We start from the raw sequence: 25,864 nt of genomic DNA, 5'->3' as shown, positions 1-25,864 counted from the left end.
GGATGCGTGCGCTTGCGAGGCGATCCGATGGTTCTGTCCGGGGCCGCAGAACGTGCAGAGCATATCTCATGATGGTCGTGTCGGTGGTATCCTCCCTGCCACGGCCCCGCTTCCGAGGAGTGCGCTGTGCACGGACGTCATTGGTCTTGTCCTGATCGCTTCTGCCAGCTCTCGCTGGCCGCCCCGGTTCTAATGTGCGTCGTGTTGTTGCTGTCGGCGGCATGCGGACCCAAAGCGCCGCCTGCCACCACGCCGTCGCCGGCACCGCCGACAGGTGCCGCATCCGCGAGGCCGCCGGCCCAGCCCGTACCATCTCCTCCCACCGCGGCACAGCCAGGCGCAGCCCCGGCAGCAACGCCGCTGGCAACAAAACCGAGGCCACCCGCTCCGCCGCCGCTGCTCGGCCACCTCTCGCGCGCCAGTCTCAAGGCGTATGAATCATGGAAGCCGCTGTTCGCGGCAGCACCATACGTACCCGACGAAACAGCCGTCGCCGCCATCAAGTCGGGCGCACAAGACGTCACGGTGCTGCTCATTATGGCCACCTGGTGCCCGGACAGCAAACGTGAGTTGCCGCGCTACTTCACGGTCATGGACGCGGCCGGCGTCTCCGATTCAACGTTGACCATGGTTGGGGTGGATCGGACAAAGAAAGACAGCGAAGGGCTCACTGAAAAGTGGGGCATCACGCGGGTGCCGACGTTCGTGTTCTTCCGTGGCGGACAGGAGCTCGGGCGTGTCGTCGAACGCGTTCCCGCCGGCAGCACACTCGAAGCCGAAATCGCCAAAGTGCTCGGGCCGAAGTAGAGATCGCGGATCCGTCAGGCCGGCATCCATTCTCGCGCCGCGGTTCAGAAACGGATTCTTCTGCTACTCGTCCAGGCGGCGCGTGTTGGTTTCCGACATCGGCCACATGATGGCCAGGCCGATCGCGCCGTACAGCATGATGTAGTACGCCGGCGCGAGGGGGTGGCCAAGCGTCTCGATGAGCCATGCTGATACGAGCGGCGCGCTGCCGCCGGCGAGCGCCAGCGTGATGCTGTACGCGAAGCTCATCGATGTCACGCGCGAGCGCAGGGGAAAGATCTCCACCACCATCGCTCCCTGCATGCCCAGCGCCATGCCAATCGGCACCGCGACCAAGAGCTGCCCGACGATGAACGCACCGGGGGTGCCGTAGAGCATCATCTGGAGCGCGGGGTAGATCAGCGCCATCACCGCGACCGTGAGCAGTATCATCTGCCGCCGGCGCCCGATCTTGTCGGACAGCCAGCCGCCCAGCGGCTTCGACAGAAGTACCACGACCAGGGTGAGGGTGTTCGCCAGCAGAAACTCCGAGCCGTGTGCCGTGGCCAGGCTCTTCCGCCGTTCCACCGCGTACGTAAACGTCAGGTAGTACGCCGCGTTGGTCATCGCCACAATGCCGAACGTCTGGATGATGGGCAGCCAGTCGCCCAGGAGCGAAGGCAGGAGCTTCGGCCGGATCATCCTGGCCTTGAGACCTTCCGCTGTTTCGATGATGCCGCGCCGCAGCAGATATCCGACAATCAGGAACACGACGCTCCCGACAAACGGAATGCGCCAGCCCCAGGTGGTGACCTGATCGGGTGGCAGCGACGCGTTTACGAGCCACGCCGTCCCCGATCCGAGAATGAAGCCGATCGTGGTGCCGGCGGCCGTCGAACTGCTAACGAGGCCGCGCATCAGAGGCGACGATCCCTCGGTGGTATAAACCATCGATCCGGTGAACTCGCCGCCAAGCGAGAAGCCCTGGATGAGCCGCATCGACACCAGCAGGAGCGGGGCCGCCACGCCAATCTGATCGTAGGTCGGCAGCAGGCCAAGGATGAGCGTGGCAGAGCCCATCAGCGCAATCGAGAGCGTCAGCAGTGCCCGGCGGCCGATGCGATCGCCGATCCGGCCCAGCACGAGGCTGCCGATTGGCCGCGCGAGAAAGCCGAGCGCAAAGGTGCCGAAGGTCAGAAACTGCTGGGCGGTGTGGCTCGACTGCGTGAAGAACTGCTTGCCGATGTCGCTTGCGAAGTAGCCGTAGACGGCAAAATCAAACCACTCGAGCACGTTGCCGATCAGTCCGGCGAGTGCGGTGCGCAGTGCTGATTGTGTGGGAACTGGTGCGTCTGCCATTGAGTGTCTAGCCCCCCCGGATGAAGTGCGCATTCTACCTTGGTTGGCGCGAACAACACGACAATCGGCGTCTCACCCGGGCGTGAGACGCCGATAGAAGTTGCGCAGAGTGCGGTCGGACTTAGCGATACGCCATCAGACTGCCGCGGTAAGGGATCACCTGCCCCGGCCTCACGGTGATGTCGAACGCGACCGGCTCGCAGCCCTCGGCTTGCAATTCAATCTCGTGCATCCCCGCCGCGAGTGGCACCGGTTGCCCGTCGAAGTCCCGGGCGATCCCGATGAACTGACCGTCAACGTAGACCGCCGCGTCGTCCGGGTCGATGAGGAAGCTCATGCCGCCATAACCGATGCCTTGCCTCATCGGGAATCGATAGGCGTATGAAGGCGCCCATCCGTAGTCGAAGCGGAAACCATACGGACTTCCCGCAAAGATCGAGATGCCAAGGCCGAAGCGCACCCTCGGGCGGGAGATATACGGGCGATAACCATATCCGCTGTATCCACCATATCCACCGTTCGAGTACGAGCGGTTGTCGTACCGGCGCGTATCGTACTGGCGAGACGCGTACTGCCGCGTGTCGTACTGGCGAGACGCGTACTGCCGCGTGTCGTACTGGCGAGGCGCGGTCTGTCGCGTGTCGTACTGGCGAGGCGCGGTCTGTCGCGCAGCGGTCTGAGCGCTGGATTGGACGCGCGGCGCAACGCGCTGAACCGCCACATCTCGAGGCGCCTCGGCTTGGCCGGCCCCGCGGGCCTGGCGCCCGTTCGCGCGGTCGCTGTTGGCCTGTGCGCGAGTGGCGCTTCCGCCGTTGTTTGGCTGTACTCGAGCCGTCTGCCCCTGCCGGCGGTCGCGCCCGTTCTGATCGCTCGATGCCGCGAGGGCAGGAATCGCGCTGACGGCCAGCGCCAGCATCACTACACCCGTTGCAGTCGCTCTGTTGATGTTCATGATGACCTCCCCGTTCGCCGCCCGCTGGTTAACCCGTCCGACGCGTGCCTCCAGTGACCGCGTCTGGCCAGTGCAGGCTGGCAACCACGTACATCGCAACGAGCGTGCCACCCTGAATAGCGTGATTCCTTGGCAATCAGTGCGGAAACTCCCTACCCGCGCAAGAACTGTCTCACATTGAGGACACAAACAAATCAGAATCGGGGAAACGCGGCCGGCCAGAGGATCGGGAACTCCATCAACGCGCCCAGGCGGTCCCCGTACAGCGAGAGCATGGTTGGCCACTCGGCGGCGGCCATCGCCGCCGGTGTCTGCGTGGGCAGCATGCGGAGCGGGACCACAATCGGCGCGATCGGCGGAGCCGCAGCCCGCACAGGAATGCGGTATGCCCGTCCGGCACGAAGTTGTGTCGTGGTCAGCCCATTGGCCTGCTGGATAGCCCGGATCGAGGTGCCGTACCGGGCCGCCAGATGTCCGAGCGTCTGGCCGGGTTGGACCACGTGCCGCACTGTGGATACCGGCGGCCGGACAATCTTGGCTTCAACCAGGTACGGAAACGCCCTCCGCCCAAGCTCCTGGGCCACCGGATTGTAGAACCTGACGTGATAGTGCGTCCGGTGGAGCGGAACGTGGCTGATGATGGCGTTTCTGGACCCTCGCGAGAACTGAAAGATGCGATCGAGCCAGTCCTTGTCTTCAGAGATGCTCAACGCATACTTGTAGAGCAGTTTCTGGATTCGCGTGTCGAGGAAGATGGCTTCGACATCCGTGCAGGTGACCAGCGCCCTGACCAGCGCCCAGTTCTTCGGCAAGTCCAGATTGGCGGCCGTACCGACTTCGAACCACTTCCGCTGCCCGCCCGCGTAGTAGAACCCGAGGTCGGCGTCCCGTCCGGCCTGATGCGACCCGTGGCGCTTCATGCGCCCGCCATCGGCATAACTGAGATCGCCGACCACAATTGACTGGGCGTCTGGGAACAGTTCGTGGACCTTGTTGACGGCCGTTTGGATGCCGGCAATCGTCTCCGAGGTGCCCCATGTGTCGGCGGACGGTGCAATCGCCAGGCCGGGCCCTTCCGACAGATTCACGGCGTTGATCAGGATGGCGCCCGACGGCGTGCCGATGCTCAACGAACCCAGGGAAGGCAGATCGGACTCGACCCGCTGCTTCAATTCCTCGTCTGTCAGGTCGAGCAGCGCCGCCGGGTTCTCGCGCGCGGGACCGGCCGCCGCGTGCAGACCTGACGGCCCGGCAATCCCCGCCGATCCAAATTGGGGAACGCCGCCCGAAGGCGACCAGGCCATCAGCCAGAGCCCGGCGATCAGAGTGACAGATGTCGGCATTGTACGCCTGCACACTGTACCTGATCGCCACCGCCGCCGGTCAAGCGTTATTCGTTCTTTTTCGCCTTCTTGTGTTCAGCCTTATGCTCAGTTGGCGGATCCAGGCGGTCCACCAGCGCATCCAGGTCCTGGAAGCGGAACACCTGGTCCATCATGTTGTGCGCCTTGAGCACGGGCTGATAGCGGTGTACGGCCTTGTAGACGGGGTCGTGCACCATCTTGGCCCAGCGGTCCTTCACCTTCTGATCCGAACTCGCGGGCACGTACTCCAGGTACTGCTTGACCAGCGGGTGATTCGGCGTGATGTCCATCGCCATCGTCGTGGAGGCGCCGACGCCGTGCGCAATCGTTCCAGCGTCTTCTTCCTCCTCGCCGCGCCGCTTGATCAGATCTTCGAAGATGGCCGGCTTCTTCATGTTGACGATGTTGGTCGGCCAGGAGATGCCCGCCTTGAGAATGTTGAGCACGCGATCATTCGGCGCTTCCGCCTCGGCCGCAATCCACGGAGAGTACAGCGGTTGCACCATGTGGCCAGGCGAGAAGTAGAGGGCTCGCCCGGCGCCGCGCCAGAAGAACTCCCATGCCGTCTCGTCAATATCGGCCAGGACCTTCTCTACGAGGCCGACCATCGGGTAGTTGAAGCAGCGCGTCACCAGCCCCAGCGACTCCAGCGCACAGCCCACGTATCCCGGGCGGGAATTGTTCTGGCACAACTTGATGAACGCCTTCAGGACCCGCTCGGTTTCCCTCGTGCTGCTGTCCGGCGTCAACTGCTTCATCAGCGATTCGGCAAGGCACAGGCCAAGGCCGGCGTGCATCATCGTCAGCGACTTGTCCGGCATGCCGGCGGCCTGGCCGTCAATCAGAATGCCATGGGCGTCTTCGCTGCAATCCCATTGCAGGTTCCATGTCCGTAGCGAGTACACGTGGCCAAGTCCCTCGACCGACCAGATGTTCTCGTAGTCTCCGATGCCGTACGCCTTGTCCATGAACGTGGCCAGGTCGAATTCGCCGGACTTCGGGATGCCGATCCTTTCCGGGTTGTTTCTCACCAGAGTGAAGACGTTCCGGGTGTTCTTCGCCTGCTGGGAGTGGATGCCTTCCTGCTGTCCGAGGGTCGCGTCCGCCGCGAGCTTGCCCTGAGTCAGCAGATGGTCTGTCACTTTCACCCAATAAGCGGGATCCATGGCTTTGAGCGTCAGCACGTCGAACATCATGTCGACCGCCTTGCTCTGATATTCGTCGCCCGCAATGAACATCACCGCGGCTGGATCGCCAAACTTCTCGACGGTCCGCTTCGTGCTCCTGTAGAGCTGACCGGAAAACGTGTCGGGGTCCTCACCGTTCGGTCCTGGCGCCGGCGGATTCTTGGGGTTCACGTGCTTCTCCGGGAAGCCGGCGATCTTGGCGATCTCCTGTCCCGCATAGAGGCTCTTCGCGAAGGCGTAGCGCATGACTGCGGTGGCTATTTCTCTCATGGCGTCTCCTCACGAACCGGATAGTTGCGTCGGCAATGGAGAATCGTCGGGCCGGCGTCCCATCCCGGCCCCGCTCCTGGCACCATACTACTCCTCTGCGGGTTAATCCTTCGGCCCGATCATTTCCTCAGGGCGAACGGCTCTGTCGAATTGCTCTGCTGTCAGCAATCCCAGCTCGAGAGCGGCTTCCTTCAGCGTCTTGCCGCCGTGGTGCGCCGCTTTGGCGATTCTGGCGGCGTTGTCGTAGCCGATGACAGGGCTGAGCGCCGTCACCAGCATCAAACTGCGGCCCAGCAGTTCGTCGATGCGCTCCTGGTTGACCTCGATGCCCGCGATGCAGTGGTCTGCGAAGCTGCGGCAGGCGTCGGCCAGCAGGCGGATCGACTGCAACAGGCTGTAAATCATGACGGGCTTGAAGACATTGAGTTCCAGGTGGCCGTTGCTGCCGGCAATTGAGATCGTTGTGTGGTTTCCGATCACCTGCGCGCAGACCATGGTCATGGCCTCGGCCTGTGTCGGATTCACCTTGCCCGGCATGATGGACGAGCCGGGTTCGTTCTCCGGCAGGTGAATTTCGCCGATCGCGCAGCGCGGGCCCGACGCCAGCAGCCGGATGTCGTTCGCAATCTTCATGAGGGAGCACGCCAGGGTGTTCAAGCTGCCGGAGGCTTCCACAATGGCGTCGTGGGCGGCCATGGCCTCGAACTTGTTCTCGGCGGTGGTGAAGGGGAGCGCCGTAATCCGGGAGACATGTGTGGCAAACAGCTCCGCAAAGCCGTTCGTGCAGTTCAACCCGGTGCCGACCGCCGTTCCCCCCTGCGCGAGCTGGGATAGACGTGGCAGGCAAGACTCGACTCGGGCGATGCCGTACTTGACCTGGGTCGCGTAGCCGGAAAACTCCTGGCCCAGCGTCACCGGCGTCGCGTCCTGAAGATGTGTGCGGCCGATCTTCACGATGTCCTTGAACGCGACGGCCTTGCCTTGCAGCTCGTTTTGCAAGTGCTCCAACGCGGGGATCAACTCGTGGTCCAACTCCTCGACGGCGGAAATATGCATCGCCGTCGGAAATGAATCGTTCGAGGATTGCCCCAGGTTCACGTGGTCGTTGGGATGGACAGGTGACCTGGAACCGAGTCGCCCGCCCAGAATCTCGATGGCGCGATTGGCAATCACTTCGTTGGCATTCATGTTGGTCTGGGTGCCTGAGCCTGTCTGCCAGACGACGAGCGGGAAGTGGTCGTTCAGGGCGCCGTCCATCACCTCCTGCGCGGCCGCCGCGATGGCCGTCCCGAGGGTCGTGTCGAGAATGCCCAGTTCCATGTTGGCGAGGGCGGCTGCCTTCTTCTGCACGCCCAACGCCCGGATGAGAGGCAACGGCATCCGCTCGGTCCCGATCTTGAAGTTCTCAAAGGACCGTTGCGTCTGCGCGCCCCAGTACTTGTCGGCGGGAACGGCGATGTCTCCCATGGAATCGGTTTCGGCGCGGGTTTTCACCGGGTCCTCTGCTGTCGAGGGTTGTTTGTTCGACATCTCTTCGTCCTCTATCCCGTGTTCTCGCACCACGGCGTCTCGACGTCAAGGGACGGGTCGGAGAGGCACGCTCTTGGTGTGACGACCGACCGCGTCGCGCCTCACGCCGCCTTGAGATCCCGCAACATGATGAGCAGCATTCGCGTTGGCTCTGATGCATCAAGCGCGTGTGGAACGTCTGCGGGCATGCGCACGATGGTGTCCGGCGTCGCCCGGACGGGCGTGCCGCCGATTGTCAGAGTGAGCGCGCCTTCGAGGACCATCACGAGCGCATCAAATGGCGACGTGTGCTCGGTGAGCCCCTGCCCCGCGTCGAACGCAAAGAGGGTGATGTTGCCGCCGCTGGTCTTCGCCAGCACGCGACTGGCTATTCCGTGTTCGGTGGGGCTGACGAGCGACTGAAGCCGCAGCGCCTCGGCTGGCGGAATCATTGGATTCGTGATAGCCATCGGATCTTCCTTCCTTTGCGAGGCCGACGCCGAAGCGTCCGCCGACGAGGTGTTCCGCCCTATCGCCGGTCCAGTGATGTCCCGATTAACGAGCGGGCGGGCCGAGTCGCCCGAGGTCCGCGGCGGCGGCGTCCACAAGCGCGGCCTCGCGCGCGAGGGCCTTCGCCGCCCGCGCGATCTCGGCATCGACGCCGTCATACTGCTTCTGCTCGATGCCCTCGCGCACGCCGGGCAGCGTCTTGACGTCGTACCCGGTGTAATAGCCCGGCGCATACAGCAGATGGCGATACCACTCCCGGTGCGGGAGGCCAGCCGGGTCCAGGAGTTGCCGCTCGCTCTGTATCAGTTTCGCGTTGACCGCGCGAATCGCCGCGGTGTTCCCGGCGAGCTGTGAGGACGCGGCCGCGAGCGCCTTCTTGTATCGCCCCGCCGCCGCGGTCAGCGCGGTGGACGCGTTCTCGAGCGGCGCGAAGTTCAGCGCTGGCGGCACGGCTTCCGCGACTGGCGCGGCGAGCGGCCGCCGCGGATCGCGGGTGGCGGCAAACACGCCCTCCTCGATCTGCCTGTTGCGTTCGCGCACGTCTTCCTGCCGGCGCTTCAGCAGCGCCTGCACATCATCGACGTACGCCTTCACCGTCTCGGCCAGGCGCGTGAAGTCGAATGGGAGGATGTCCGCATCAGCCAGACGGATGACAGCCGTACCGATCGTCTGCGCGGCCAACCGGCCATACGCAAAGTCGGTGTCCTCGAAGTGCGTGTACTGGTAGAAGTCGTCATAGATCGAATGGTAGATGCCGTTGTTGTCCTCGCCGCCGTAGCCGAGGTTCAGCGTGGGGACGCCGCTGTGCTGGAGAAAGGGCGTGAAGTCCGAACCGGAGCCGAGCGCGCCAATCCGCAGATCGTCGCGCGTGCGCGCCTCGTTGCGTTCCACGGGAGTGCCCTTTTCAATGGTGGCCGCCTGCAGGCGTTTCCACGCGCTGACCTTCGCCTCGGGATCCTCCACCGCGCGGGCGACGCCGTTGATGAATGGCTCGAGCGTGTGCGAACCAGCCATGTCGAAATAGCCGCGGCCGTTGCTGTCGGTGTTGATGTACACCACCGCGTGCGACTCGAGTTCGGCGGCGTGCGTCTCCACCCACTCGGTGGAACCGAGCAGCGCGGGTTCTTCGCCGTCCCACGCCGCGTAGATGATCGTCCGCTTCGGCTGCCACCCTTGCTTGCGCAATTCGCCGAGCGCGCGCGCTTCCTCGAGTTCGGCCGAGATGCCGCTGACCGGGTCGCCTGCGCCGTTCACCCAGGCGTCGTGATGATTGCCCCGGATGATCCACTCGTCGGGGTATGTGGAGCCGGACAGCCGCGCGATCACGTCGTAGATGGGCGTAATGTCCCAGTTGAACGCAAGCTTGAGATGAACGGTGGCGGACCCGGGACCGATGCGATACGTGATCGGCAGCGCCCCGCGCCAGTCCTCTGGCGCCGGCGGGCCGTTCAGCGCGGCAAGCAGCGGCTGCGCGTCGCCGTAGGAGATCGGCAGCACTGGAATCCGCGTGATCGTCCGCGCCTCGGCCACCGCCAGGCGCTTGGCCTCGGGCGTGGCGCCGACGCCCGGCGTGAGCGGGTCGCCCGGGTAGACGGGCATGTCCATCACGCTTCCGCGCTGCACGCCGTCTCGCGGCCGCATCGGTCCTTCCGGGAACACGTCGCCCCCGAAGTACCCGTCGTCTCGAGGATCGGAATAGATCAGGCATCCAACCGCACCGTGTTCGGCGGCGACCTTCGGCTTGATGCCGCGCCATGACGCGCCATAGCGTGCGATGACAATCGCGCCCTTGACCGACACGCCGAGCCGCTCGAGTTGCTCGTAGTCCACTGGCCTGCCGTAGTTGACGTAGACAAGCGGTGCCGTGACATCGCCGTCGATCGAGTAGGCGTTGTACGTGGGAAGCTGCTCGGCCTTCTGCCCGGAGGTGGGGTCCACCGCCAATGTCGGTTCTTCAAGCTTGGCGACGAACCGGGTGGGCGTCACCATCTCCAGCAGCCGCGTCTTTGGCGTGGGAAACAGAACGTCGAACCGCTCGATCTTCGCGTCCCAGCCCCACTCCTTAAACCGCGCCAGCATCCACTCGGCGTTGTCCTTGTCGTACGGCGATCCAACATGATGCGGCCGGGCGCTCATCCGCTCGTCGTACCCGCGGATGTTGACCGCCACCGGCAACGCGCGGAATGCCGCCTCCCACCGCTCGCCAGGTGATACCGCCGCCGGCGAGGATTGAGCGTTGGGACTCGATACGGCGGCCACGGCTGCCGCGATCGCCACGAGAAATCGACCGCCTCGAAGAGTTGTCATGAATGTGCTCCCGGTCGTATTCTCCCGATCGGACGCGCGGTTGGCAAGCGGGCTGATTCCGGAGAGCGCTGCAGTCGTGCGGGAAACTACACCGGTCTTCGCGGTGCCGGGAAACCTCTGAGCGCCGAATTCAATCCCTCTCGGGAACCTCGGCCGGAATTGCACCGTAATACATTGTGACGCAAGGCATCTTGCCAAGCGAGGTAACCGCGGAGGCCATCATGGCACCTGCTACCGAACGGGCAGCGTCGGTCGAGGCATTCGACAGTTGGCGAGAGCAGTTGCGCCGGGGGGGGCTGGAGTTAGCCATTCTCCTGGCTGTGGCTCGGAGCCCTCGCTATGGCCTCGAAATCATCAGTCACCTCGAGGCGTTCACTGATCTTGTCGTCACCGAGGGGACGATCTACCCGATCCTCGCCCGCCTCAGCCGTGACGGCTGGCTGGCGCCCGAATGGCGCGAAGAAGGCTCGCACCCGCGCAAGTACTACCGCCTGACGAACCGCGGACAGGCGCGACTGACGTACATGACCGATTCGTGGAAAGCTTTTGCCGCCAAGCTCGACCGGTTGATCGTGGCGGCGCAAGGAGATGGCAATGACGCTCACTGAGGTCGGCGAGTCGAGGGTCAACGGATATCTGTTCATCCTGGATCGATCCCTGCGGTCGTTCCTGCCGCGCGAGATCGCCTCCGACGCGGTGCGTGAGGTCGCGTCGCACATCCGCGAGCGGTGCGATCAGGCCGAGGCTGCCCCAGACGAGCGCGCCGCCATCGAGCGTGTGCTTGCCGAGCTTGGCCCGCCGCTGCGTGTGGCGCAGGCGTATTCGCACGAGATGACGCTGGACGAGGCGGTCACCACCGGCCGTTTCGTGCCGATGGCACGGGCTCTTTGGCATAGCGCGACGTCATCGGTTGTCGGTTTCGGATGGGCCATCCTGGTCTTTACCGGCTGGTCGATGGGGGTATCGCTTCTCGCCATGGCCGTGCTGAAGCCGGTCTTCCCTAACAACATCGGCTTCTTCACGCTGAACGGGCAGCCCAGAGGATTCGGGATGGAGTTCGCGCTGCCGCCCGGCACCGAAGCGCACGGCGGCTACTGGCTCATGCCCGTTGCGCTGGTGGCGGGGCTGGGCGTGCTGGTGGTGACGCAACGACTCTCTCGCCGGATCCTCCTGTGGATGCGCGCGCGCAAGCCGTCGGCCAGGATCGCGCTGAAGATTGAGGTGCTCGACCGGAGCAAGTAGCGGTTGGGGGCTCTCTGCTCGCCGCGCTCGCCACCGGGCACAGCGAGACCGATATACGATCTGGTTCTTTGTCGGGGGTGAACCGTCCGGGGTTGCCCCATCGTCGTGGGCATCGCGTGGCTCTCGCGCTGAACCGGCGGTTCGGGAAAACGGCGGGGTCAAGAGAGAACCAACATGATCTCGATCGTCATTCCGGCACATGACGAGGCGCGCCTGATCGGGCGCACGCTCGCCGCGCTCCAGACCGCTGCGCGGGCCCAGGACGAACCATACGAGATCATCGTTGTCGATGATGCGTCGGCCGACGCGACCGCCGAGGTGGCGGTGCGGCATGGGGCCCGCCTCGTGATGGTCAACTATCGGCAGATCGCGTCGGCGCGCAACGCCGGCGCCAGGCACGCTCTGGGCGATTTGCTGGTGTTTGTCGATGCGGACACTGATGTCTCCGAGGCAGTCCTCCGCGCGGCCGTGCGTGCCATTCGTTCCGGGGCGGTCGGGGGCGGTGCGAAGGCCCGGTTCGATGGCCGCGTTCCCCTCTACGCGACCGCGCTGCTGTGGTTGTGGCTCTGTCTCCAATGGGCCGGGCGGCTGGCGGCGGGATCCTTCATCTTCTGTACGCGGCAGGCGTTTGAGACCGTTGGCGGGTTCGATCAGACACTCTATGCCGGAGAGGATGTTGATCTGAGCTGGCGACTCAAGCGGTTGGGCGCGTTCGTGATCGTGAAGCAGCCGGTGGTAACCTCCGGCAGGACGGCTCGCTCTCACACCGTCACCGACGTGCTCCGCCTCCTCCCCGGCGCGATATTCCTCGGGCGGAGATATTTCAACACCCGCCGCGGTCCCTGGTACGAGCCGCGACGCGACGGACAGGACGGCCGATCTGAGCCGAAGTGATCGCTACATGAACGTTCCAAGCCGGAGGCTCGGCCAGCACAACGCTGCGGGAGGGACAGTGTGATCAGTGGGTCGCCCGATCGTGCGCGGCGCTGCACGCGGCTCGAGGCGGCGTTCACGCTGCTCTTCGTCCTGGTCGCCGCCGTCTCGTGGGTTGGGATGTTGCTGGCGGAAGCAGGAGCATTCACCCTCGGCCGCCTCCTGGCTGGTGCCGGTGTCCTGGCCGCTGTCGTGTGGGTGTGGATCGGGCGCGAACCCGGGACCGGCCGCCCCAGCGAGCCCGCTCGGCCAGTCGCTGCGCACGTCTGGCTCGCCATCTTGCTCGCGGCCGCCGCCGCGCTCTACGGGCGGCCCGGCGAGTACCTGATTGAAGGCCGCGACGCCTCTGTCTACCTGGCCATCGGGCAATCGATTCACCGGACCGGCGGCATGGTGTCGCCCGACGAGGTCCTGCGCCTGCTGCCCGACGAAGCGCGCGACGCCCTCCTCAAGCGCGATGGATCGTGGCCTCAGCTGTTGAACCGCTTCCCGGGCGGCCTCCAGGTCGGCACCGGGGATCTCGTGGTGCCCAATTTTTTCCACCTGCTTCCCGTCTGGATCGCCGTGTTCGTCGGACTGTTCGGTCCGCACGGCGGATACTACGTGAACGCGGTGTTCGGCGTGCTTGGTGTGCTCGCCGCATGGCTCGTCGGACGCCGCGCGTGGTCGGCCAGCGCTGCGGGCATCGCGGCGACGCTGCTGGCCGTCAACTTCGGCCAGGTGTGGTACGCGTGGACGGCCTCGTCTGAAATGCTGGCCCAGTGGTTCCTGCTGGCGGGGATCTTCTTCACGCTCGTGGCGCGAGACAACCAGAGTCGGTGTGCCGGCGCGTGCGCGGGTGCGGCAATCGGCCTTGCGGGCATGGTCCGCATCGATGCATTGATTGTTCTGCTCCCGCTCGGCATCGCCTGGCTCGTGCTCGCCAGGCGCCGTCGGCTGCTCGGACCCGCCTGGCCCTGGTACGCGGCGACGATTGGGCTGCTCGGCGTCCACGCGATCGCCCACGCGCTCCTTGTCTCCACCCCGTACACGCTTCGCCTGGCGGCGATGGCTTTCAATGCCGTCGCCCGGGTCATCGCTCCGCTCGGCGGTATGCCGGCGCTGGGCCTTGCTGCCGCAGCGCTGGTCGGAACCTGGGTATTCGTCAGGCTGCTCCCCTCGCCAGCGCGGCTACCGGTGCTGGCAGGCTTGGCCATCCTGGCTCCCGCTGTCGCCTCGCCTGGCGTCGTGAGGACGGCGAGTCTGCTCCTGACACCGGCGGGAGCGGCCGTGATGCTCGCGGCCTTCATCTGGGTAGTCTCGAAAGACGGCGATCTCCGCCTGCTGCCGCTCATCGCGCCCTTCGCGGCGGAAATGATCCTCTGGCTCGCCTGGCGGGAAAAGACCGCCTGGCCGGCCGACTTCCGGCGGTTCGTGCCCGCTGTGCTGCCGCTCGGGTTCCTCTTTGTCGGCGCCCTCGCGGCGCGGGTCGCCGCCATCGGAGTCTGGGCCCGTCGCATCGCCTGGATCGTCGTCGCCAGCCTCGCCGCCGTGTGGCTGGGCCAGGCCTGGCCGGCGCTGCGCCTCCCGCCCATGCAGGGAGTTCACGCGGAGGTCGGACAGATCGCCGACCGCATCCCGCCCTCGGCGATTGTCATTGCCGATCGATCGACGCCGAGCCACTTGCCGCTCGCCCTGCAGGCGACGTTCGACCGCGCGGTTCTTCCGGTGATGGAGCGTGTGCCGCCCGGCGGTGCGCTGCAGGCATTCATCGCGAGGGCGCTGGCCGCAAAGCGGCGTGTCTTCGTGATTCTGACGGACTACCCGGGCGACCCGCCGCGCCGGTTATGGCGAAGTGACTTTGGTGGGCTCAGTGTCACCTTCTCTGGTGGGGCGTCTCTGGCGTACACCGTGCTCGAGTCGTCTTCGGTGGCCTTCCCACGGCGGCTCCAGACGGTCAACACCGCGGTGGACTTGTACGAGATCGAATCCGCGGACGCCGCGCGGGCGGTTGCGCTGCCGTTCACGGCCGATTTCGGAGACCGGGACTTCGCCTTCGTACTGCGCGGTTTCTACGGCGGCGAGTCGATGCCCTCGGCTCGCGCTCGATGGACGGCTGGCGAAGCGCAGATCGCTCTTCCGCGCGTGGCGATCGCGCGGCCGGAAGCCACGCTGGTCGTGCGGCTGGCCGCCGCCCGATCGCCCGGCGTCCGGGCGCCGACGGTCCGCATCGACATCGACGGCACCGAGGTCGGCATCATCGACGGTCCAGGACCGGGGTTCTCGGAGTACCGGTTCGCGCTGAACGCCGCGGTGGTCGCCCGACTGGCGGCGCGGGACTCGGTGCTGACCATCCGCACGGATACGTTCGTGCCGAAAGCTACCAGTCCCAGTAGCGATGCGCGCGTGCTGGGTGTTGCGCTCGACTGGATCCGGTTAGAGTGATCGCCCTTGGTAGCTCGACAGGCGCCGGGCCTCACGCGCCACGGACCTCACCGCGAGCCAGGCCCGCGTTGTCCAGCTCGAGAGCGGTACGAGCGATTGGCGGCTTCGCAGGTAGTGCGCGTCAATGCGTTCGAACATCTCAATCCGGCTCCGGGGCGAGGCGTACGCCAGCCGGATCCCGAAGCCGGCCCGGAAGTTTTCGCGCACGAGACGCGCCAAGCCGGGTGAGGCCTCGCCGAACGGGTAGGCAAAACTCCTGACGGGGCTGCCGATCAGATCCTCGATGTGTCGGCGGCTGTCCAGCACTTCGTGCGCCGCTGCCTCGGGGCTCAGCCTGGAGAGGCGGACATGCGACAAGGCATGGGCGCCGATCTCGATGCCAGCCGCTGCGACCTCTTTCAGCGCGGCTGCATCGAGCAGGCGCTCTCTGGGCGTCGCCGGAGGCCAGCCTTGCCAATCGGTCTCGCCGCCGATGCGGCCGGCCACAACAAACAGCGTCGCCGAGAAGCCGGCGCCGACGAGCCGCGGCAGCGCCTCGCCCGCGAAGCTGGCCAGCCCGTCATCGAACGTCAACATCAGCCGCCGTTCTGGCCACCCGCCCCGGGCGTGGCCGGCCAGCAACTCGTCGAGGGTCAGCGTCGCCCATCCCTCGCCAGCAAGAGACGACAGGTGTTCTTCGAAGCGGGCGGGTGACACGCAAAGCGGCGGCGGTCCGTCGCTGATCGAGTGGTACGCGAGAATCGGGACGCGCCGCGCGAGCGCGCTCACGTCGATCCTCCGCGTTCGGCGGCTTGCTGGGCCGTCATGATCCCGCGCGCCTCGCGGCAAGCGTCGATGACCTTGAAGTACTGCCGAATGTACGCATCGGCGGTCCAGCGCTCTTTGAGGGCGCGATGGCCGTTCTCCCCAAGCGCACGCCGCAGCGAGGAGTTCGTCCGCAACCCGTCCAGCGCCTGCTGCAACCCGGCCTCGTCGCGGAACAGGATCCCGCCACGCGAGTCGTTCACGATCTCCGCGATGCCCGCGAGATCCCGGGCGACGACCGGGGTCGCCTCGGCGAAGGCCTCGAGCATCACCATCGGAAACACCTCGTAACACACTGACGGCACGACCAGGGCGATCGCGTGCCGATAGAGCGACCGCAGCTGCGCGTAGGGCTGCACGCCGAGAAACGAGACGTTTGGCATGCCGGCCGCGGCCGCGCGAAGGGCCGGCTCCTGGCCGCCTTCGCCCGCGACGAGGAGATCCGCCGCGCCGGCCCGTCTGAATGGCTCGAACAGCGTGTGCAGCCCCTTGATCCGCTCCAGGCGCCCCACGAAAAGAAAATACGGTCGTGGGTGCGGGGGCGAGCCACTGGACGACGCGGGCGGCAGGTCCGGCAGGAAGTGCGGCAGGACCGTCGTCGGCACATCCATGCCCATCTCGCGGTGCTTGTCACGCACGAACCGGCTCGGCGCGAGGAACCGATCGATCGCACGCGCTCGCCGCCGGAGCAGCCCGGTCGCTCGCCAGAGTTGAGGAGGCCTCGCCCCGCTCAGGCAGCACCAGAAACAGCGGCGCCTGTCGCACAGCCGGCGGCCGAACTTCCACAGGATGTGCATCGGGCAGATGAGCCACTGCTCGTGGATCGTGTACAGCTTGATCCCGCACCCGTAGCTGAAGGCCCCGGCGCCGATCAACGACACATTGTGGAAGTTGATGACGTCGTGTCCGCCCGATTCGAGCAGGCGCTTGAGCCGCGGCTTCAACAGCGGCAAGCAGGTCTGGTGGGTCGCCAGGGGTGAGAGGGACCCGAAGGGCGATTTCAAGCGATGAACGGTGACGTTCTCCGAGGAGCCGTACTCGAGTGAGGGTTCGCCGGGATGCAGGAGGTAATACGAATCGAGGTCGTGAACGACGTCCACCAAGTGTCCTCGACGTCCCAATTCGACAGCGAGGCGATGGACATAGGTGGCGTCCCCCCCGAAGTGATACGGGGGGTAGAACGTCGTCACCATGCAGAACTTCATCGCCCGTCATGATCTCCGATCACGCTCGAATTGGCCACTCCGCGCCGGACCGCGCCCACGTCCGCGGAGTTGCGCGTTCCGGCACCGTGCGTCTGGCCCGGCTGTCCGGCCTCGGTGCGGTGTGCCGGCCCGGACGGCCGTCGGTGCCGCTGGTGGCATGGAGACGTCTGACGTATGATTTTCATCCCGCCACCAATGCTGGCGCTGCTCGGGCAGTCGACGTCTACGGCATGAAACCGAATGAGGTAAGTTCTCGCGCCCGTGCGTCCGACCGGGCCGATGGCGTCACCGCCAGCGCGCCGACGCCACGCGTGTCAATCGTCGTGCCCGTTGTCAGCGGCGACGAGAACTTCCGGGCGTGTCTGGCGAGCCTGGCACAACTTGACCCACCGTCGGCAGAACTGGTGGTTGCCGTAGACGGCGGCGACGAGTCTGCCGTCGCGCTTGCCCGTGCACACGGGGCCCGTACGATCGTGCTGAACCGGCGCGGAGGACCGGCCCGCGCCCGCAACGCAGCCGCACGGGTGGCGGATGGCGACATTCTCTTCTTCGTGGACGCCGACGTGACGCTGCGGCCCGACGCGATCCGTCGAGTCCTTGCGGCGTTCGCCGAGTTTCCCAGCCACGCCGCCATCGTCGGTTCCTATGATGATGCGCCGGGGGCCACGAACTTCCTGTCCCAGTACAAGAACCTCTCGCACCGGTTCGTCCACCAGACGGCGCGCGACGAGGCGTGTGCATTTTGGAGCGCGTGCGGAGCGGTGCGGCGCGAGGTGTTCGAGCGCGTGGGGGGATACGACGAGAGCCACACCCGCGCCAGCATCGAAGACATTGAACTGGGATCGCGGCTGCTCGCATCGGGCGCGCGGATCCGCATGGTCAAGTCGTTGAGCGTGACGCACCTGAAGCGCTGGACGACTTCCCGCCTCTTGCACTCGGAGATTTTCGATCGCGCGATTCCCTGGACGCGTCTGATCCTCGCCAACGGGCACATGCCGGATGACCTCAACCTCCGCTGGTCAGGTCGCGCCGCCGTGGCCGTGGCGTCGGCGCTCGGTGTGTCGCTGGTCGCGTCCGCTTGGTTCCCGTGGGCGCGGCGCGCGGCTGTCTTGTTCGCGGTGGTGGAAATTCTTCTCGACGCGCGCCTCGCGCAGTTCTTCGTGCGGGCGCGCGGTCCCGTCTTTGCTGTGCGGGCCCTAGCGTGGCAGTGGGTGCACTATCTGTGCTGCGCTGTCGGGTTCTGCCTCGGCGTGTCGATCCACGTGCTTCGTCTTAGCGGCCGCCCCGTAGTTGTGCCGGCCCGCCCGGGAACCAGCCCGCACAAGGGCGATCCGGGGCGCGAGTGACCACGCCCGGGCGGGTCATCATCGCCGGGGCCGGCCCGGCCGGACTGGCTGCCGCCAGGTCTCTCGCGGTCGCCGGCGTGGAGGTGCTCGTCTGCGAGCAGCGGGCAAGAGTGGGCGGTCTCGCCCGAACGGAGTCGTGCCGCGGCTACCGATTCGACGTCGGCGGGCATCGCTTCCTCACCCGGATGCCCGAGATCCAGCGGCAGTGGCAAGAGACGCTCGGCGACGACTTCCTCAGGGTCCCGAGATTGTCGCGCATCCTCTATCGCGGGCGGTTCTTCGACTACCCGGTCAATCTGGTCAACGTCGTGCGGAACCTTGGGGCGTGGGAGAGCGCTCGCATCATCGCCAGCTACCTCAGCGCGCGCGTGCGTCCGTCGCCACAGGAACGGACGTTTGAAGAGTGGGTCGTCAACCGGTTCGGCCGGCGGCTGTACGAGGCGTTCTTCAAGACCTACACCGAGAAGGTCTGGGGCATGCCGTGCTCAGAGATCCGGGCGGATTGGGCCGCGCAACGCATCCGTGGCCTGACGATGCGCTCGGCTATCGCCAGCGCACTCGGCCGCCGCAACGGCGCCGCCTCGCTCGCACGCGAGTTCCACTACCCGCGCCTCGGCCCCGGCCAGATGTGGGAGCGCTTCGCGGACCTCGTCGTGGCGGCGGGCGGGACCGTGCGCCTCGCAACGCCGGTCATGCGCATCCATCACGATGGCCGACGGGTTGACCGCGTCGAGGTCGGCGGCGACGTCACCGAGACACTGAGCGCGGGGCACGTGATTTCGACTCTCCCGCTCAGGCATCTCCTGGAACGCCTCGATCCTGCGCCCCCGCCGGACGTGCTCGCGGCGGGCCGCGCCCTGCGGCACCGCGACTTCATCATGGTTGGCCTGATCATCGACACGCCGCGCACGTTTCCCGACACGTGGCTTTACGTGCACGGCCCGGAGGTGCTGGTCGGCCGGATCCAGAACTTCGGGAACTGGAGCGCGTCGATGGTTTCGGCCCCGCACCGAACCAGCCTGGGGATGGAGTACTTCTGCTCGACCGGCGATGCGGTGTGGTCCCGAACCGACGCCGAGCTTCTCGAGTTGGCCACGCGCGAACTGCACGCGCTGGGCCTCGCGCCCGCGGCCCGCGTCGAGGACGGATGCGTGATTCGGCAGGAGAACGCCTACCCGGTGTACGACTGCGGGTACCGCGCGAACCTCGCAATAATCCGCGACTACCTGGGGCATTTCGAAAACCTCCAGACAATCGGCCGCAGCGGTACACACCGGTACAACAACCAGGACCACTCGATGCTGACCGGGCGCCTGGCTGCGCTCAATGTGCTCGGCGGACAGCACGATGTCTGGGAGGTCAACGCCGAAGAGTCGCACGTCGAGGATGTGCCGGCCGCCGGACGAGTCGCGGGCGCTTGATGCCGATGAGCGAACCGCAGCGGTCTCCGTTTCGCGCCACGCTTGCGGGGGGCGCCTGGCTTCTGGTTGCCGACAGCCTGTTTGTTCCGACCGCCCTCGTCATTTCCGTGTTCCTGGCGCGACGCCTGGGACCGTCGCAGTACGGACTGTTCGCACTGGCCGCCACGGTGATCGGCTGGGTCGAGTGGCTGGTCGCGTCGTTCTTCTCGCGCGCCGCGATTCGCCAGATTGCTGTCGCGAGCGACTGGCGGCCGGTCGGATCGGCCATCGTCCGCGCGATGCTCGCGGTGGGCGTCGCGATCGGGGCGCTGCTGGCAATCTGCGCCGGGCCGGCAGGCGCGTTGCTCGGCGATCGAGCGGTGGTGCCGCTCTTGTACCTGGCCGCGCTGAGCGCCCCGCTCGCCGGTCTCGCGCTCAGTCACCGGCTCGTGCTGACCGGATTGGAGCGGTTCCGCGCGCGCGCCGTCGCGAGCAGCATCCGCTGGATCGGCCGCTTGGTGCTTGTCCTTGTCCTCGTCCAGGTGGGGTTTGGCGTGAACGGAGCCGTCGTCGCCACGGTTGCAGCTACCGCGCTGGAACTTGTCGCGGCCCGGTGGTTCGTCCGTCCATCGCTTCTTGCGGCCGACCGCACGCCCTGGCGGGAACTGGGCCGTCTGGCCGCCCCGCTGTTTCTGGCTGGCGTATCCGTGAGGGCGTTCGAGCGGGTCGATCTCCTCTGCCTCCAGGCGATCGGCGGACGCACGGCCGACACCGGCATGTACGGCGCCGCGCAGAGCCTGGCTGCGCTGCCGGGATTCGTCGCGACAGCATTCGCGCCTGTCCTGTTGTCGTCCGTAAGCAGGCTGGTGGCCGTCGGCGACGGGGCGTCTGCGCACAGGCTCAGCAGAGAGGCTCTCCACTGCGCTTTCTGGCTTGCGCCGGTCGCAGCCGTCGTCGCCGTCGCGTCGGGGGAGATCGTGCGGCTGATGTTCGGCCAGGCCTTTGCTGCAGCAGGACCGATACTGGCCGTGCTCTCTGTGGCGAGTCTGGCGAACGTCGAGCTCGTCCTGGCCTCGACACTGCTGGTGGCACACGACCGGGTGGGCACGACTGTAGCCATCGCGGCCCCGCTCGTGCCGGTGGCGATCGTCGGTCATCTGCTGGCGATCCCGCGGTTCGGCGGGTTTGGCGCCGCCGTCGTCACGGCCACCGTGTCGTGGCTCGCTGCGGGCGTGGCGCTACTCGTGCTGAAACGAGTGGAAGGCATCGGACTGTTCGTCTCGAGCGCGGCCCGTGTGAGATTTCCGCAATGAGCGTCCTGGACGACTCGAAGATGTACGCGCGTTTCGCATGGGGGCTGCGGGGCTTCCTGCGCCACACCCTCACGGTGGAAGAGGCGCTTGCGACCGTTCGCCGCCGGCTCGCGGAGCGTGAACAGAACTTCCTCCGCCTCGTCAGGAAGGGCATCTTCGGGTATGCCCGCAGTCCGTACCGGCAGTTGCTCGAAGCCGCCAGTTGCCAGATGGGCGACATCGAGCGCCTGGTGCGCAGCGACGGCCTGGAAGGAACCCTTCGCGCCCTGAGAGACGCCGGGGTCTTCGTCACCTTCGAGGAGTTCAAGGGGCGCACGCCGATCGTGCGGAACGGGCGGGTCATCAACGCCGGGGCGCACGATTTCCGCAACCCCTACCTGAGCGCCGCCTATGCGGCCGAAACCAGCGGGAGCACCGGTGCAGGCGCGCGGGTCGACATCGACCTCGACAACCTCGCGGCCCAGGCGTCTCAGGTCCTCCTCGCCCAGCACGCCCACGGTGTGGCCCACGTGCCCATGGCGATCTGGCGTGCCCCCTTGCCCGACGGCAGCGGCATCGCGAACATCCTGCGGGCTGCCCGATTCGGCAACGTTCCGGAAAAATGGTTCTCGCCGATCGGGGACCAGGACCTGCGGCCGCCCCTCAGATTCCGAATCGCCACGAAAGGGATCGTCGCCCTGGCACGACTGTACGGTCGGCCTATTCCGAGCCCCGAGCGGGTCACGATGAACCAGGCGGTGGTTGTGGCGCGCTGGGCGATCGCTACGAGGCAGGCTTGCGGTGCCTGCGTCGTCCGCGCCCACGTCAGTATGGCGCTCCGGGTGTGCCTCGCCGCGCGAGCGGAAGGCCTGGATCTGTCCGGCGTGACCTTCGTCAGCGGGGGCGAGCCTCCTACCCCAGCCAAGGTGAACGCAATCACCAGCACCGGCGCCGGCTGGCTGCCGGTCTACATCTCGAGCGACGTGGGATGCATCGGGGCAGGGTGCGCCAGACCTGTGGATGGCAACGACCTCCACCTGTTCAAGGATGGCGTGGCGGTCATTGTGTCGGAGCGCCACGTGCCGGGCTGGGACGCGCCGCTCGGCGCGTTCTGCTTCACCAGTTTGCTTCCCGCCGCGCCGATGCTGCTGCTGAACGTCGAGAGTGACGATGTCGGTGTGATTGAGACGCGCAACTGCGGCTGCCCACTGGAGGCTTACGGCCTGACCGACCACCTCCGCGAAGTCCGAAGCTTCAGCAAGCTGACGGGCGAAGGCGTGACACTGGTGGGCAGCGACATGGTCCGCATTCTCGAAGAGGTGCTGCCGGCGCGATTCGGCGGCAGTCCCCTGGACTACCAACTGCTCGAGGAAGAAGATGATGTCGGGCACACCCGGCTTTACCTCGTGATCAGCCCGACGATCCAAATCGATGACGAGGCAGTGGTCGTTGACACCGTGCTTGCCTCGCTGCGGCAGGACAGCGTCGCCACCGCCGACGCCGCGGCAATCTGGAGCCAGGCCGGCACGTTGCGAGTCAGGCGTGCGGTGCCGGCGTGGACAGCCCGGGGGAAGTTCATGCCGTTGCGCGGACCGCGGAGGTGAACATGTGCAGGCGCGGGAGTTGGCGATGACAGGACATCGGTGGGCAACCTGGCTGATCGTCATCGCGATCGCGATCCAGATGCTGGCGTGCGACACGCGTTCTGCGGTGCGCCCTCCCGCTGCGGGGTCGGTCAGGTTGAAGGTGCTGGTCCTGCCGTCACTATCCTCGGCACCGCTGTTCGTCGCGGCCGATGGAGGGTACTTCGCGGCGCAGGGGCTGGATGTCGAGTTCGTGAAAGTGAGCCGGTCGACCGACGCGCTGCTGGCGCTCGCCCGTGGCGCGCTGGACGTGTGGACCGGAAGCGTCAGCCTCGGCCTGCTCAACGCCATCGGACAGAATGCCGGCATCAGGGTTGTGTCCGACAGGGGATTCATCGCCCCGACTGGCTGCGCGTACGGTGCGCTCGTCGTCAGGCGGTCGTTGGTGGAGCATCGCACTGTGGGTCGGCCTGCCGACCTGCGGGGCCGGCGCGTGGCCCTGAACCCGTCATCTTCCCCGGGCTACGTCACCGAGAAACTACTGGCCCAGGCCGGGCTGGCACTCGCCGATATCACGATCGTGGACCTGCCCGAGGGAGCGGTTGTCGCCGACGCGTTACGCAGCGGGTCGGTCGACGCCGCGTTCGTCCTGGAGCCGTGGTTGACGCGCATCGTGCAGGCGGAAACTGCGGTCATTCTCGCGTCGGCCGGGCAGGTGGCACCAAACTACCAGCACCTGGTCACGGCGTACGGTCCGTCCCTGCTGACGGGAAATCCTGACGCGGGCCGACGGTTCATGACGGCCTATCTCGCGTCGGTCGAGCAGTACAACGAGGGAAAGTCCGCCCGCAATCTCGAAATCGTGGCGAGGCATACCGGGCTCGACGCCGATCTGCTCCGCAAGGCCTGCTGGCCCTCGGTCCGCGGCGACGGGCGCGTCGACACGGGCAGCATGATGGAGTTTCAACGCTGGGGCCTTGGGAAACATCTCCTGGACCGCGCGCTCACGCCGGGCCAGCTCTGGGATTCGGCGTTCGTGGACTTCGCGAACCAGGCGCGCCGATGAATCTCCCCGCTTTCGATCCGCTGGCTGAAGGGTTCGATCTCTGGGCCCAGACATTTGGGGTGGCCCGCTTCGAGCCGTTCTTGAAAGGCCTGTCGGGCCATGGCGGAACGGTCCTGGATGCGGGTTGTGGCTCCGGGATCCTGGCGGTTCACGTGGCGGACCACGCCGCGCGAGTGGTGGGCATGGACATCTCGCGTGCAATGCTGGCAGTGGCCGCAAGACGCAGCATCGAGGCGCAGAAGCCGAACGTCGAGTTCGTTCGTGGCGACCTGCAGGCGCTTCCCTTCGGCGACAAGTCGTTCGACTGCGTCATCAGCAGTGCGGCGCTCTACAATACGCGCCTGGAGACTTCACTGCCCGAACTGCGCCGGGTGGTCAGGCCGGGCGGGCGCATCCTGATTGCGGATCTCGTCCAGCGCCATCCTCGGCTGGACCGGCTGCCGGCCTGGGCGATACTGAGGGCACTGGCGGCCGCGCCTGGGCACGCGAGGGCTTTCGGGATCCGGACGATGTTCCGCGTCCTGTTGTTTCGGACCAGCCAGGGGTGGGTCCGCCACTACGTGCGACCAAAGCTGACGCCGGCCGAGTTCCGCGACGCGTACAGCCGTCATCTGCCCGGGTGTCGGATCAAGGCCCGACGCTGGGACATGTTCGTGTTCTGGGAAGACACACGCTGAGGACCGCTGCGAACAATGGACCTTCGATGCTCCCGGATCGCCAAGGTGTACCCGCCGGGTGGCAATGGCATGCGCGCGCTGGAGGACGTGAGCTTCACCGTCCGCGCGCAGGAGTTCGTCTGCATCATCGGGCCGAGCGGCTGCGGCAAGACCACCCTGCTCAAGATCATCGCCGGCCTGCTGGCACCGACGTCGGGAGAGGTCACGTTTTCCAATAGCGCGGAGAGCGGCCGGCCTCGCACTGCGCTCGTCTTCCAGGAGCACGGGCTCTTTCCCTGGATGTCGGTACTGGAGAACGTGGCGTTCGGACTGGAGATGCAGGGCGTGGCCCAGGCGGAACGGCACAGCCTGGCGCGCGCGTTCATCGCGAAGGTCGGGCTCACGCCGTTCGCCGATCACTACCCCTATCAACTGTCGGTGGGAATGCGCCAGCGCGTCGGCATCGTTCGGGCCTTCGTGTCCGATCCGCAGGTGCTCCTGATGGATGAGCCGTTCGGCGCGCTGGACGCGCAGACCCGGATGGTCCTCCAGGATGAGCTGCTGAGAATCTGGAAGGACGACCGCAAGATCGTCATCCACGTGACCCACGACATCGACGAGGCCGTCCGGCTCGGAGATCGTGTGTTTGTGATGACCGGTCGTCCCGGGCGGATCAGAGAAGAGATCGAGATCCCGTTCGAGCGCCCCCGGGAAGTGGCGAGCAGGACGCCACCGCAGGTAGCGGAAATTAGATGGCACATCTGGAAGATCCTCGAGGAAGACGTACGGAAAAGCCTGTCGATCCCGACGTCGTAACCCGAAGCCCGAGCCGCGATCGGTGGCGCGCGATCGTGCTGCCAGGTGTCGTCGGCGGCGTGCTCGCGGCGTGGGAAGGGGCGGCGCGCCTGGGCTGGTTGCCGCCGCTGCTCCTGCCGGCGCCGTCTGCGATCGCCTCGAAGGTCGCCGCGCTCGCGGCGAGCGGCGAACTGGCCCGCCACACAACTGCGACGGTGTGGCGTGTGCTCGTCGGGCTCGCGCTGGGCGGCGTGCCTGGAGCGGCGGTCGGGCTGGCGATGGGCTGGTCGCGTCGGGCGCGCGCGCTGGGCGATCCATTGGTAGCCGCCATGCACCCAATCCCGAAGATTGCCCTCCTGCCTCTGGTCATGGTCGTCTTTGGCATCGGCGAGTCGGCAAAGATCGTCGTCATCGCCACGTCAGCGTTCTTCCCGATACTGATTAGCGCCATGGAGGGCGTACGACAGATCAGCCCGATTCACTTCGAGGTCGCCCGCAACTGCGGTGCGAGCCGGGCGAAAGTCCTGACGCGGGTCGTTCTGCCCGGCAGCCTGCCGCTGCTGCTGGCCGGCGCGCGGCTCGCGCTGAACACGGCGCTTCTGCTGACGATTGCCGTCGAGCTGGTGCTGACGCAGAACGGGCTGGGGTCGATGATCTGGATGGCCTGGCAGACGCTGCGCATTGACCAGCTCTACGCCAGCCTGTTCGTGATCGCGGCGCTGGGAATTGTCTTCAACGCCCTCCTGCAACGCCTCTCGGCCGCGCTCGTGCCGTGGCAGGAAGAGCAGCAGGTCTGAACTGGCCGGGCCGGAGCCAGCGTCTGTTTCTGGCGGGAGGGATTGCGGTAGAATCCACGCGTCCCAAGGAAATCTCC

22 protein-coding genes are annotated in these 25,864 nt (G+C 66.4%); 13 read left to right on the top strand and 9 right to left on the bottom strand.

All coding sequences use genetic code 11. From position 1 onward, the window contains the following. Positions 1 to 126: 126 nt before the first annotated feature. Positions 127 to 807 (top strand): thioredoxin family protein, encoded by a 681-nt coding sequence (locus NTV05_12585; protein ID MCX6545231.1) that lies wholly within the window; start codon positions 127 to 129, stop codon positions 805 to 807. Between the two features lie 63 nt (positions 808 to 870). On the opposite strand, the gene NTV05_12580 is transcribed toward NTV05_12585, so the two are convergent. From NTV05_12580 to NTV05_12550, 7 genes are all read right to left on the bottom strand, one after another. Further along, complete coding sequence (locus NTV05_12580; protein MCX6545230.1) at positions 871 to 2,145, bottom strand: MFS transporter; 1,275 nt, start codon at positions 2,143 to 2,145, stop codon at positions 871 to 873. A gap of 121 nt (positions 2,146 to 2,266) precedes the next feature. Beyond that, positions 2,267 to 3,097 carry a hypothetical protein gene (locus tag NTV05_12575; GenBank protein MCX6545229.1) on the bottom strand — a complete coding sequence of 277 codons (831 nt, stop codon included), beginning with the start codon at positions 3,095 to 3,097 and terminating at the stop codon, positions 2,267 to 2,269. Between the two features lie 194 nt (positions 3,098 to 3,291). Continuing rightward, on the bottom strand, positions 3,292 to 4,440 hold the full coding sequence (locus tag NTV05_12570; GenBank protein ID MCX6545228.1) for a penicillin-insensitive murein endopeptidase: 1,149 nt from the start codon (positions 4,438 to 4,440) through the stop codon (positions 3,292 to 3,294). Between the two features lie 47 nt (positions 4,441 to 4,487). Beyond that, entirely contained in the window at positions 4,488 to 5,918 is a 1,431-nt protein-coding gene (locus tag NTV05_12565; GenBank protein MCX6545227.1) for a hypothetical protein, read from the bottom strand. Positions 5,919 to 6,020: 102 nt separating this feature from the next. After that, entirely contained in the window at positions 6,021 to 7,448 is a 1,428-nt protein-coding gene (fumC, locus tag NTV05_12560; GenBank protein MCX6545226.1) for a class II fumarate hydratase, read from the bottom strand. A gap of 101 nt (positions 7,449 to 7,549) precedes the next feature. Further along, on the bottom strand, positions 7,550 to 7,897 hold the full coding sequence (locus NTV05_12555) for a cupin domain-containing protein (GenBank protein MCX6545225.1): 348 nt from the start codon (positions 7,895 to 7,897) through the stop codon (positions 7,550 to 7,552). An 85-nt stretch (positions 7,898 to 7,982) separates the two neighbouring features. Continuing rightward, the gene (locus NTV05_12550) at positions 7,983 to 10,244 is read right to left on the bottom strand and encodes a M28 family peptidase (protein MCX6545224.1); all 2,262 of its coding nucleotides are present in this window, start codon (positions 10,242 to 10,244) and stop codon (positions 7,983 to 7,985) included. 221 nt (positions 10,245 to 10,465) lie between these two features. On the opposite strand from NTV05_12550, the gene NTV05_12545 reads away from it, so the two are divergent. The 4 genes from NTV05_12545 to NTV05_12530 all read left to right on the top strand — a co-directional run bounded on the left by NTV05_12545 (position 10,466) and on the right by NTV05_12530 (position 14,843). Beyond that, complete coding sequence (locus NTV05_12545; protein ID MCX6545223.1) at positions 10,466 to 10,852, top strand: PadR family transcriptional regulator; 387 nt, start codon at positions 10,466 to 10,468, stop codon at positions 10,850 to 10,852. After that, positions 10,839 to 11,486 (top strand): hypothetical protein, encoded by a 648-nt coding sequence (locus NTV05_12540; GenBank protein ID MCX6545222.1) that lies wholly within the window; start codon positions 10,839 to 10,841, stop codon positions 11,484 to 11,486. The genes NTV05_12545 and NTV05_12540 overlap by 14 nt, the downstream gene beginning before the upstream one ends. A gap of 174 nt (positions 11,487 to 11,660) precedes the next feature. Then, positions 11,661 to 12,380: a glycosyltransferase gene (locus tag NTV05_12535; protein ID MCX6545221.1), complete on the top strand. Its 720-nt coding sequence runs from the start codon at positions 11,661 to 11,663 to the stop codon at positions 12,378 to 12,380. Between the two features lie 60 nt (positions 12,381 to 12,440). Continuing rightward, positions 12,441 to 14,843: a glycosyltransferase family 39 protein gene (locus tag NTV05_12530; GenBank protein MCX6545220.1), complete on the top strand. Its 2,403-nt coding sequence runs from the start codon at positions 12,441 to 12,443 to the stop codon at positions 14,841 to 14,843. On the opposite strand, the gene NTV05_12525 is transcribed toward NTV05_12530, so the two are convergent. Continuing rightward, on the bottom strand, positions 14,835 to 15,611 hold the full coding sequence (locus tag NTV05_12525) for a polysaccharide deacetylase family protein (GenBank protein ID MCX6545219.1): 777 nt from the start codon (positions 15,609 to 15,611) through the stop codon (positions 14,835 to 14,837). The two genes, NTV05_12530 and NTV05_12525, sit on opposite strands and share 9 nt — an antisense overlap. Further along, positions 15,608 to 16,840 (bottom strand): glycosyltransferase family 4 protein, encoded by a 1,233-nt coding sequence (locus tag NTV05_12520; GenBank protein ID MCX6545218.1) that lies wholly within the window; start codon positions 16,838 to 16,840, stop codon positions 15,608 to 15,610. The genes NTV05_12525 and NTV05_12520 overlap by 4 nt, the downstream gene beginning before the upstream one ends. Positions 16,841 to 16,860: 20 nt before the next feature. On the opposite strand from NTV05_12520, the gene NTV05_12515 reads away from it, so the two are divergent. Genes NTV05_12515 through NTV05_12480 form a run of 8 tightly spaced genes read left to right on the top strand, consistent with a single transcriptional unit; the run spans position 16,861 to position 25,787 of the window. Then, positions 16,861 to 18,198 carry a glycosyltransferase family 2 protein gene (locus NTV05_12515; protein ID MCX6545217.1) on the top strand — a complete coding sequence of 446 codons (1,338 nt, stop codon included), beginning with the start codon at positions 16,861 to 16,863 and terminating at the stop codon, positions 18,196 to 18,198. Next, the gene (locus NTV05_12510; protein MCX6545216.1) at positions 18,195 to 19,619 is read left to right on the top strand and encodes an NAD(P)/FAD-dependent oxidoreductase; all 1,425 of its coding nucleotides are present in this window, start codon (positions 18,195 to 18,197) and stop codon (positions 19,617 to 19,619) included. Before NTV05_12515 ends, NTV05_12510 begins: the two co-directional genes overlap by 4 nt. Beyond that, positions 19,619 to 20,911 (top strand): oligosaccharide flippase family protein, encoded by a 1,293-nt coding sequence (locus tag NTV05_12505; protein MCX6545215.1) that lies wholly within the window; start codon positions 19,619 to 19,621, stop codon positions 20,909 to 20,911. The genes NTV05_12510 and NTV05_12505 overlap by 1 nt, the downstream gene beginning before the upstream one ends. After that, on the top strand, positions 20,908 to 22,494 hold the full coding sequence (locus NTV05_12500) for a hypothetical protein (GenBank protein ID MCX6545214.1): 1,587 nt from the start codon (positions 20,908 to 20,910) through the stop codon (positions 22,492 to 22,494). Before NTV05_12505 ends, NTV05_12500 begins: the two co-directional genes overlap by 4 nt. Positions 22,495 to 22,519: 25 nt before the next feature. Then, a complete protein-coding gene (locus NTV05_12495) occupies positions 22,520 to 23,539 on the top strand; it encodes an ABC transporter substrate-binding protein (GenBank protein MCX6545213.1) in 1,020 nt (339 codons plus the stop codon). After that, on the top strand, positions 23,536 to 24,216 hold the full coding sequence (locus NTV05_12490; GenBank protein MCX6545212.1) for a class I SAM-dependent methyltransferase: 681 nt from the start codon (positions 23,536 to 23,538) through the stop codon (positions 24,214 to 24,216). Before NTV05_12495 ends, NTV05_12490 begins: the two co-directional genes overlap by 4 nt. A 15-nt stretch (positions 24,217 to 24,231) precedes the next feature. Next, positions 24,232 to 25,011 carry an ABC transporter ATP-binding protein gene (locus NTV05_12485; protein ID MCX6545211.1) on the top strand — a complete coding sequence of 260 codons (780 nt, stop codon included), beginning with the start codon at positions 24,232 to 24,234 and terminating at the stop codon, positions 25,009 to 25,011. Next, positions 24,948 to 25,787, top strand: a complete 840-nt coding sequence (locus tag NTV05_12480) for an ABC transporter permease (protein MCX6545210.1) — start codon at positions 24,948 to 24,950, stop codon at positions 25,785 to 25,787. Before NTV05_12485 ends, NTV05_12480 begins: the two co-directional genes overlap by 64 nt. Positions 25,788 to 25,864 lie beyond the last annotated feature (77 nt).

It is taken from the genome of Acidobacteriota bacterium (genome assembly GCA_026393755.1).
Taxonomy (GTDB): Bacteria; Acidobacteriota; Vicinamibacteria; order Vicinamibacterales; family JAKQTR01; genus JBAXOX01.
This window is presented reverse-complemented; position numbering and strand designations above follow the sequence as displayed.

What these genes read in the sequence shown, in the direction of transcription:
- NTV05_12520 (MCX6545218.1), bottom strand. Translation starts at nt 16,840, where the DNA reads ATGGTGACGACGTTCTACCCCCCGTATCACTTCGGGGGGGACGCCACC.
- NTV05_12550 (MCX6545224.1), bottom strand. Translation starts at nt 10,244, where the DNA reads ATGACAACTCTTCGAGGCGGTCGATTTCTCGTGGCGATCGCGGCAGCC.
- NTV05_12575 (MCX6545229.1), bottom strand. Translation starts at nt 3,097, where the DNA reads ATGAACATCAACAGAGCGACTGCAACGGGTGTAGTGATGCTGGCGCTG.
- NTV05_12500 (MCX6545214.1), top strand. Translation starts at nt 20,908, where the DNA reads ATGAGCGTCCTGGACGACTCGAAGATGTACGCGCGTTTCGCATGGGGG.
- NTV05_12545 (MCX6545223.1), top strand. Translation starts at nt 10,466, where the DNA reads ATGGCACCTGCTACCGAACGGGCAGCGTCGGTCGAGGCATTCGACAGT.
- fumC (MCX6545226.1), bottom strand. Translation starts at nt 7,448, where the DNA reads ATGTCGAACAAACAACCCTCGACAGCAGAGGACCCGGTGAAAACCCGC.
- NTV05_12495 (MCX6545213.1), top strand. Translation starts at nt 22,520, where the DNA reads ATGACAGGACATCGGTGGGCAACCTGGCTGATCGTCATCGCGATCGCG.
- NTV05_12535 (MCX6545221.1), top strand. Translation starts at nt 11,661, where the DNA reads ATGATCTCGATCGTCATTCCGGCACATGACGAGGCGCGCCTGATCGGG.
- NTV05_12515 (MCX6545217.1), top strand. Translation starts at nt 16,861, where the DNA reads ATGATCTCCGATCACGCTCGAATTGGCCACTCCGCGCCGGACCGCGCC.
- NTV05_12555 (MCX6545225.1), bottom strand. Translation starts at nt 7,897, where the DNA reads ATGGCTATCACGAATCCAATGATTCCGCCAGCCGAGGCGCTGCGGCTT.
- NTV05_12580 (MCX6545230.1), bottom strand. Translation starts at nt 2,145, where the DNA reads ATGGCAGACGCACCAGTTCCCACACAATCAGCACTGCGCACCGCACTC.
- NTV05_12485 (MCX6545211.1), top strand. Translation starts at nt 24,232, where the DNA reads ATGGACCTTCGATGCTCCCGGATCGCCAAGGTGTACCCGCCGGGTGGC.
- NTV05_12490 (MCX6545212.1), top strand. Translation starts at nt 23,536, where the DNA reads ATGAATCTCCCCGCTTTCGATCCGCTGGCTGAAGGGTTCGATCTCTGG.
- NTV05_12565 (MCX6545227.1), bottom strand. Translation starts at nt 5,918, where the DNA reads ATGAGAGAAATAGCCACCGCAGTCATGCGCTACGCCTTCGCGAAGAGC.
- NTV05_12570 (MCX6545228.1), bottom strand. Translation starts at nt 4,440, where the DNA reads ATGCCGACATCTGTCACTCTGATCGCCGGGCTCTGGCTGATGGCCTGG.
- NTV05_12540 (MCX6545222.1), top strand. Translation starts at nt 10,839, where the DNA reads ATGACGCTCACTGAGGTCGGCGAGTCGAGGGTCAACGGATATCTGTTC.
- NTV05_12480 (MCX6545210.1), top strand. Translation starts at nt 24,948, where the DNA reads ATGGCACATCTGGAAGATCCTCGAGGAAGACGTACGGAAAAGCCTGTC.
- NTV05_12505 (MCX6545215.1), top strand. Translation starts at nt 19,619, where the DNA reads ATGCCGATGAGCGAACCGCAGCGGTCTCCGTTTCGCGCCACGCTTGCG.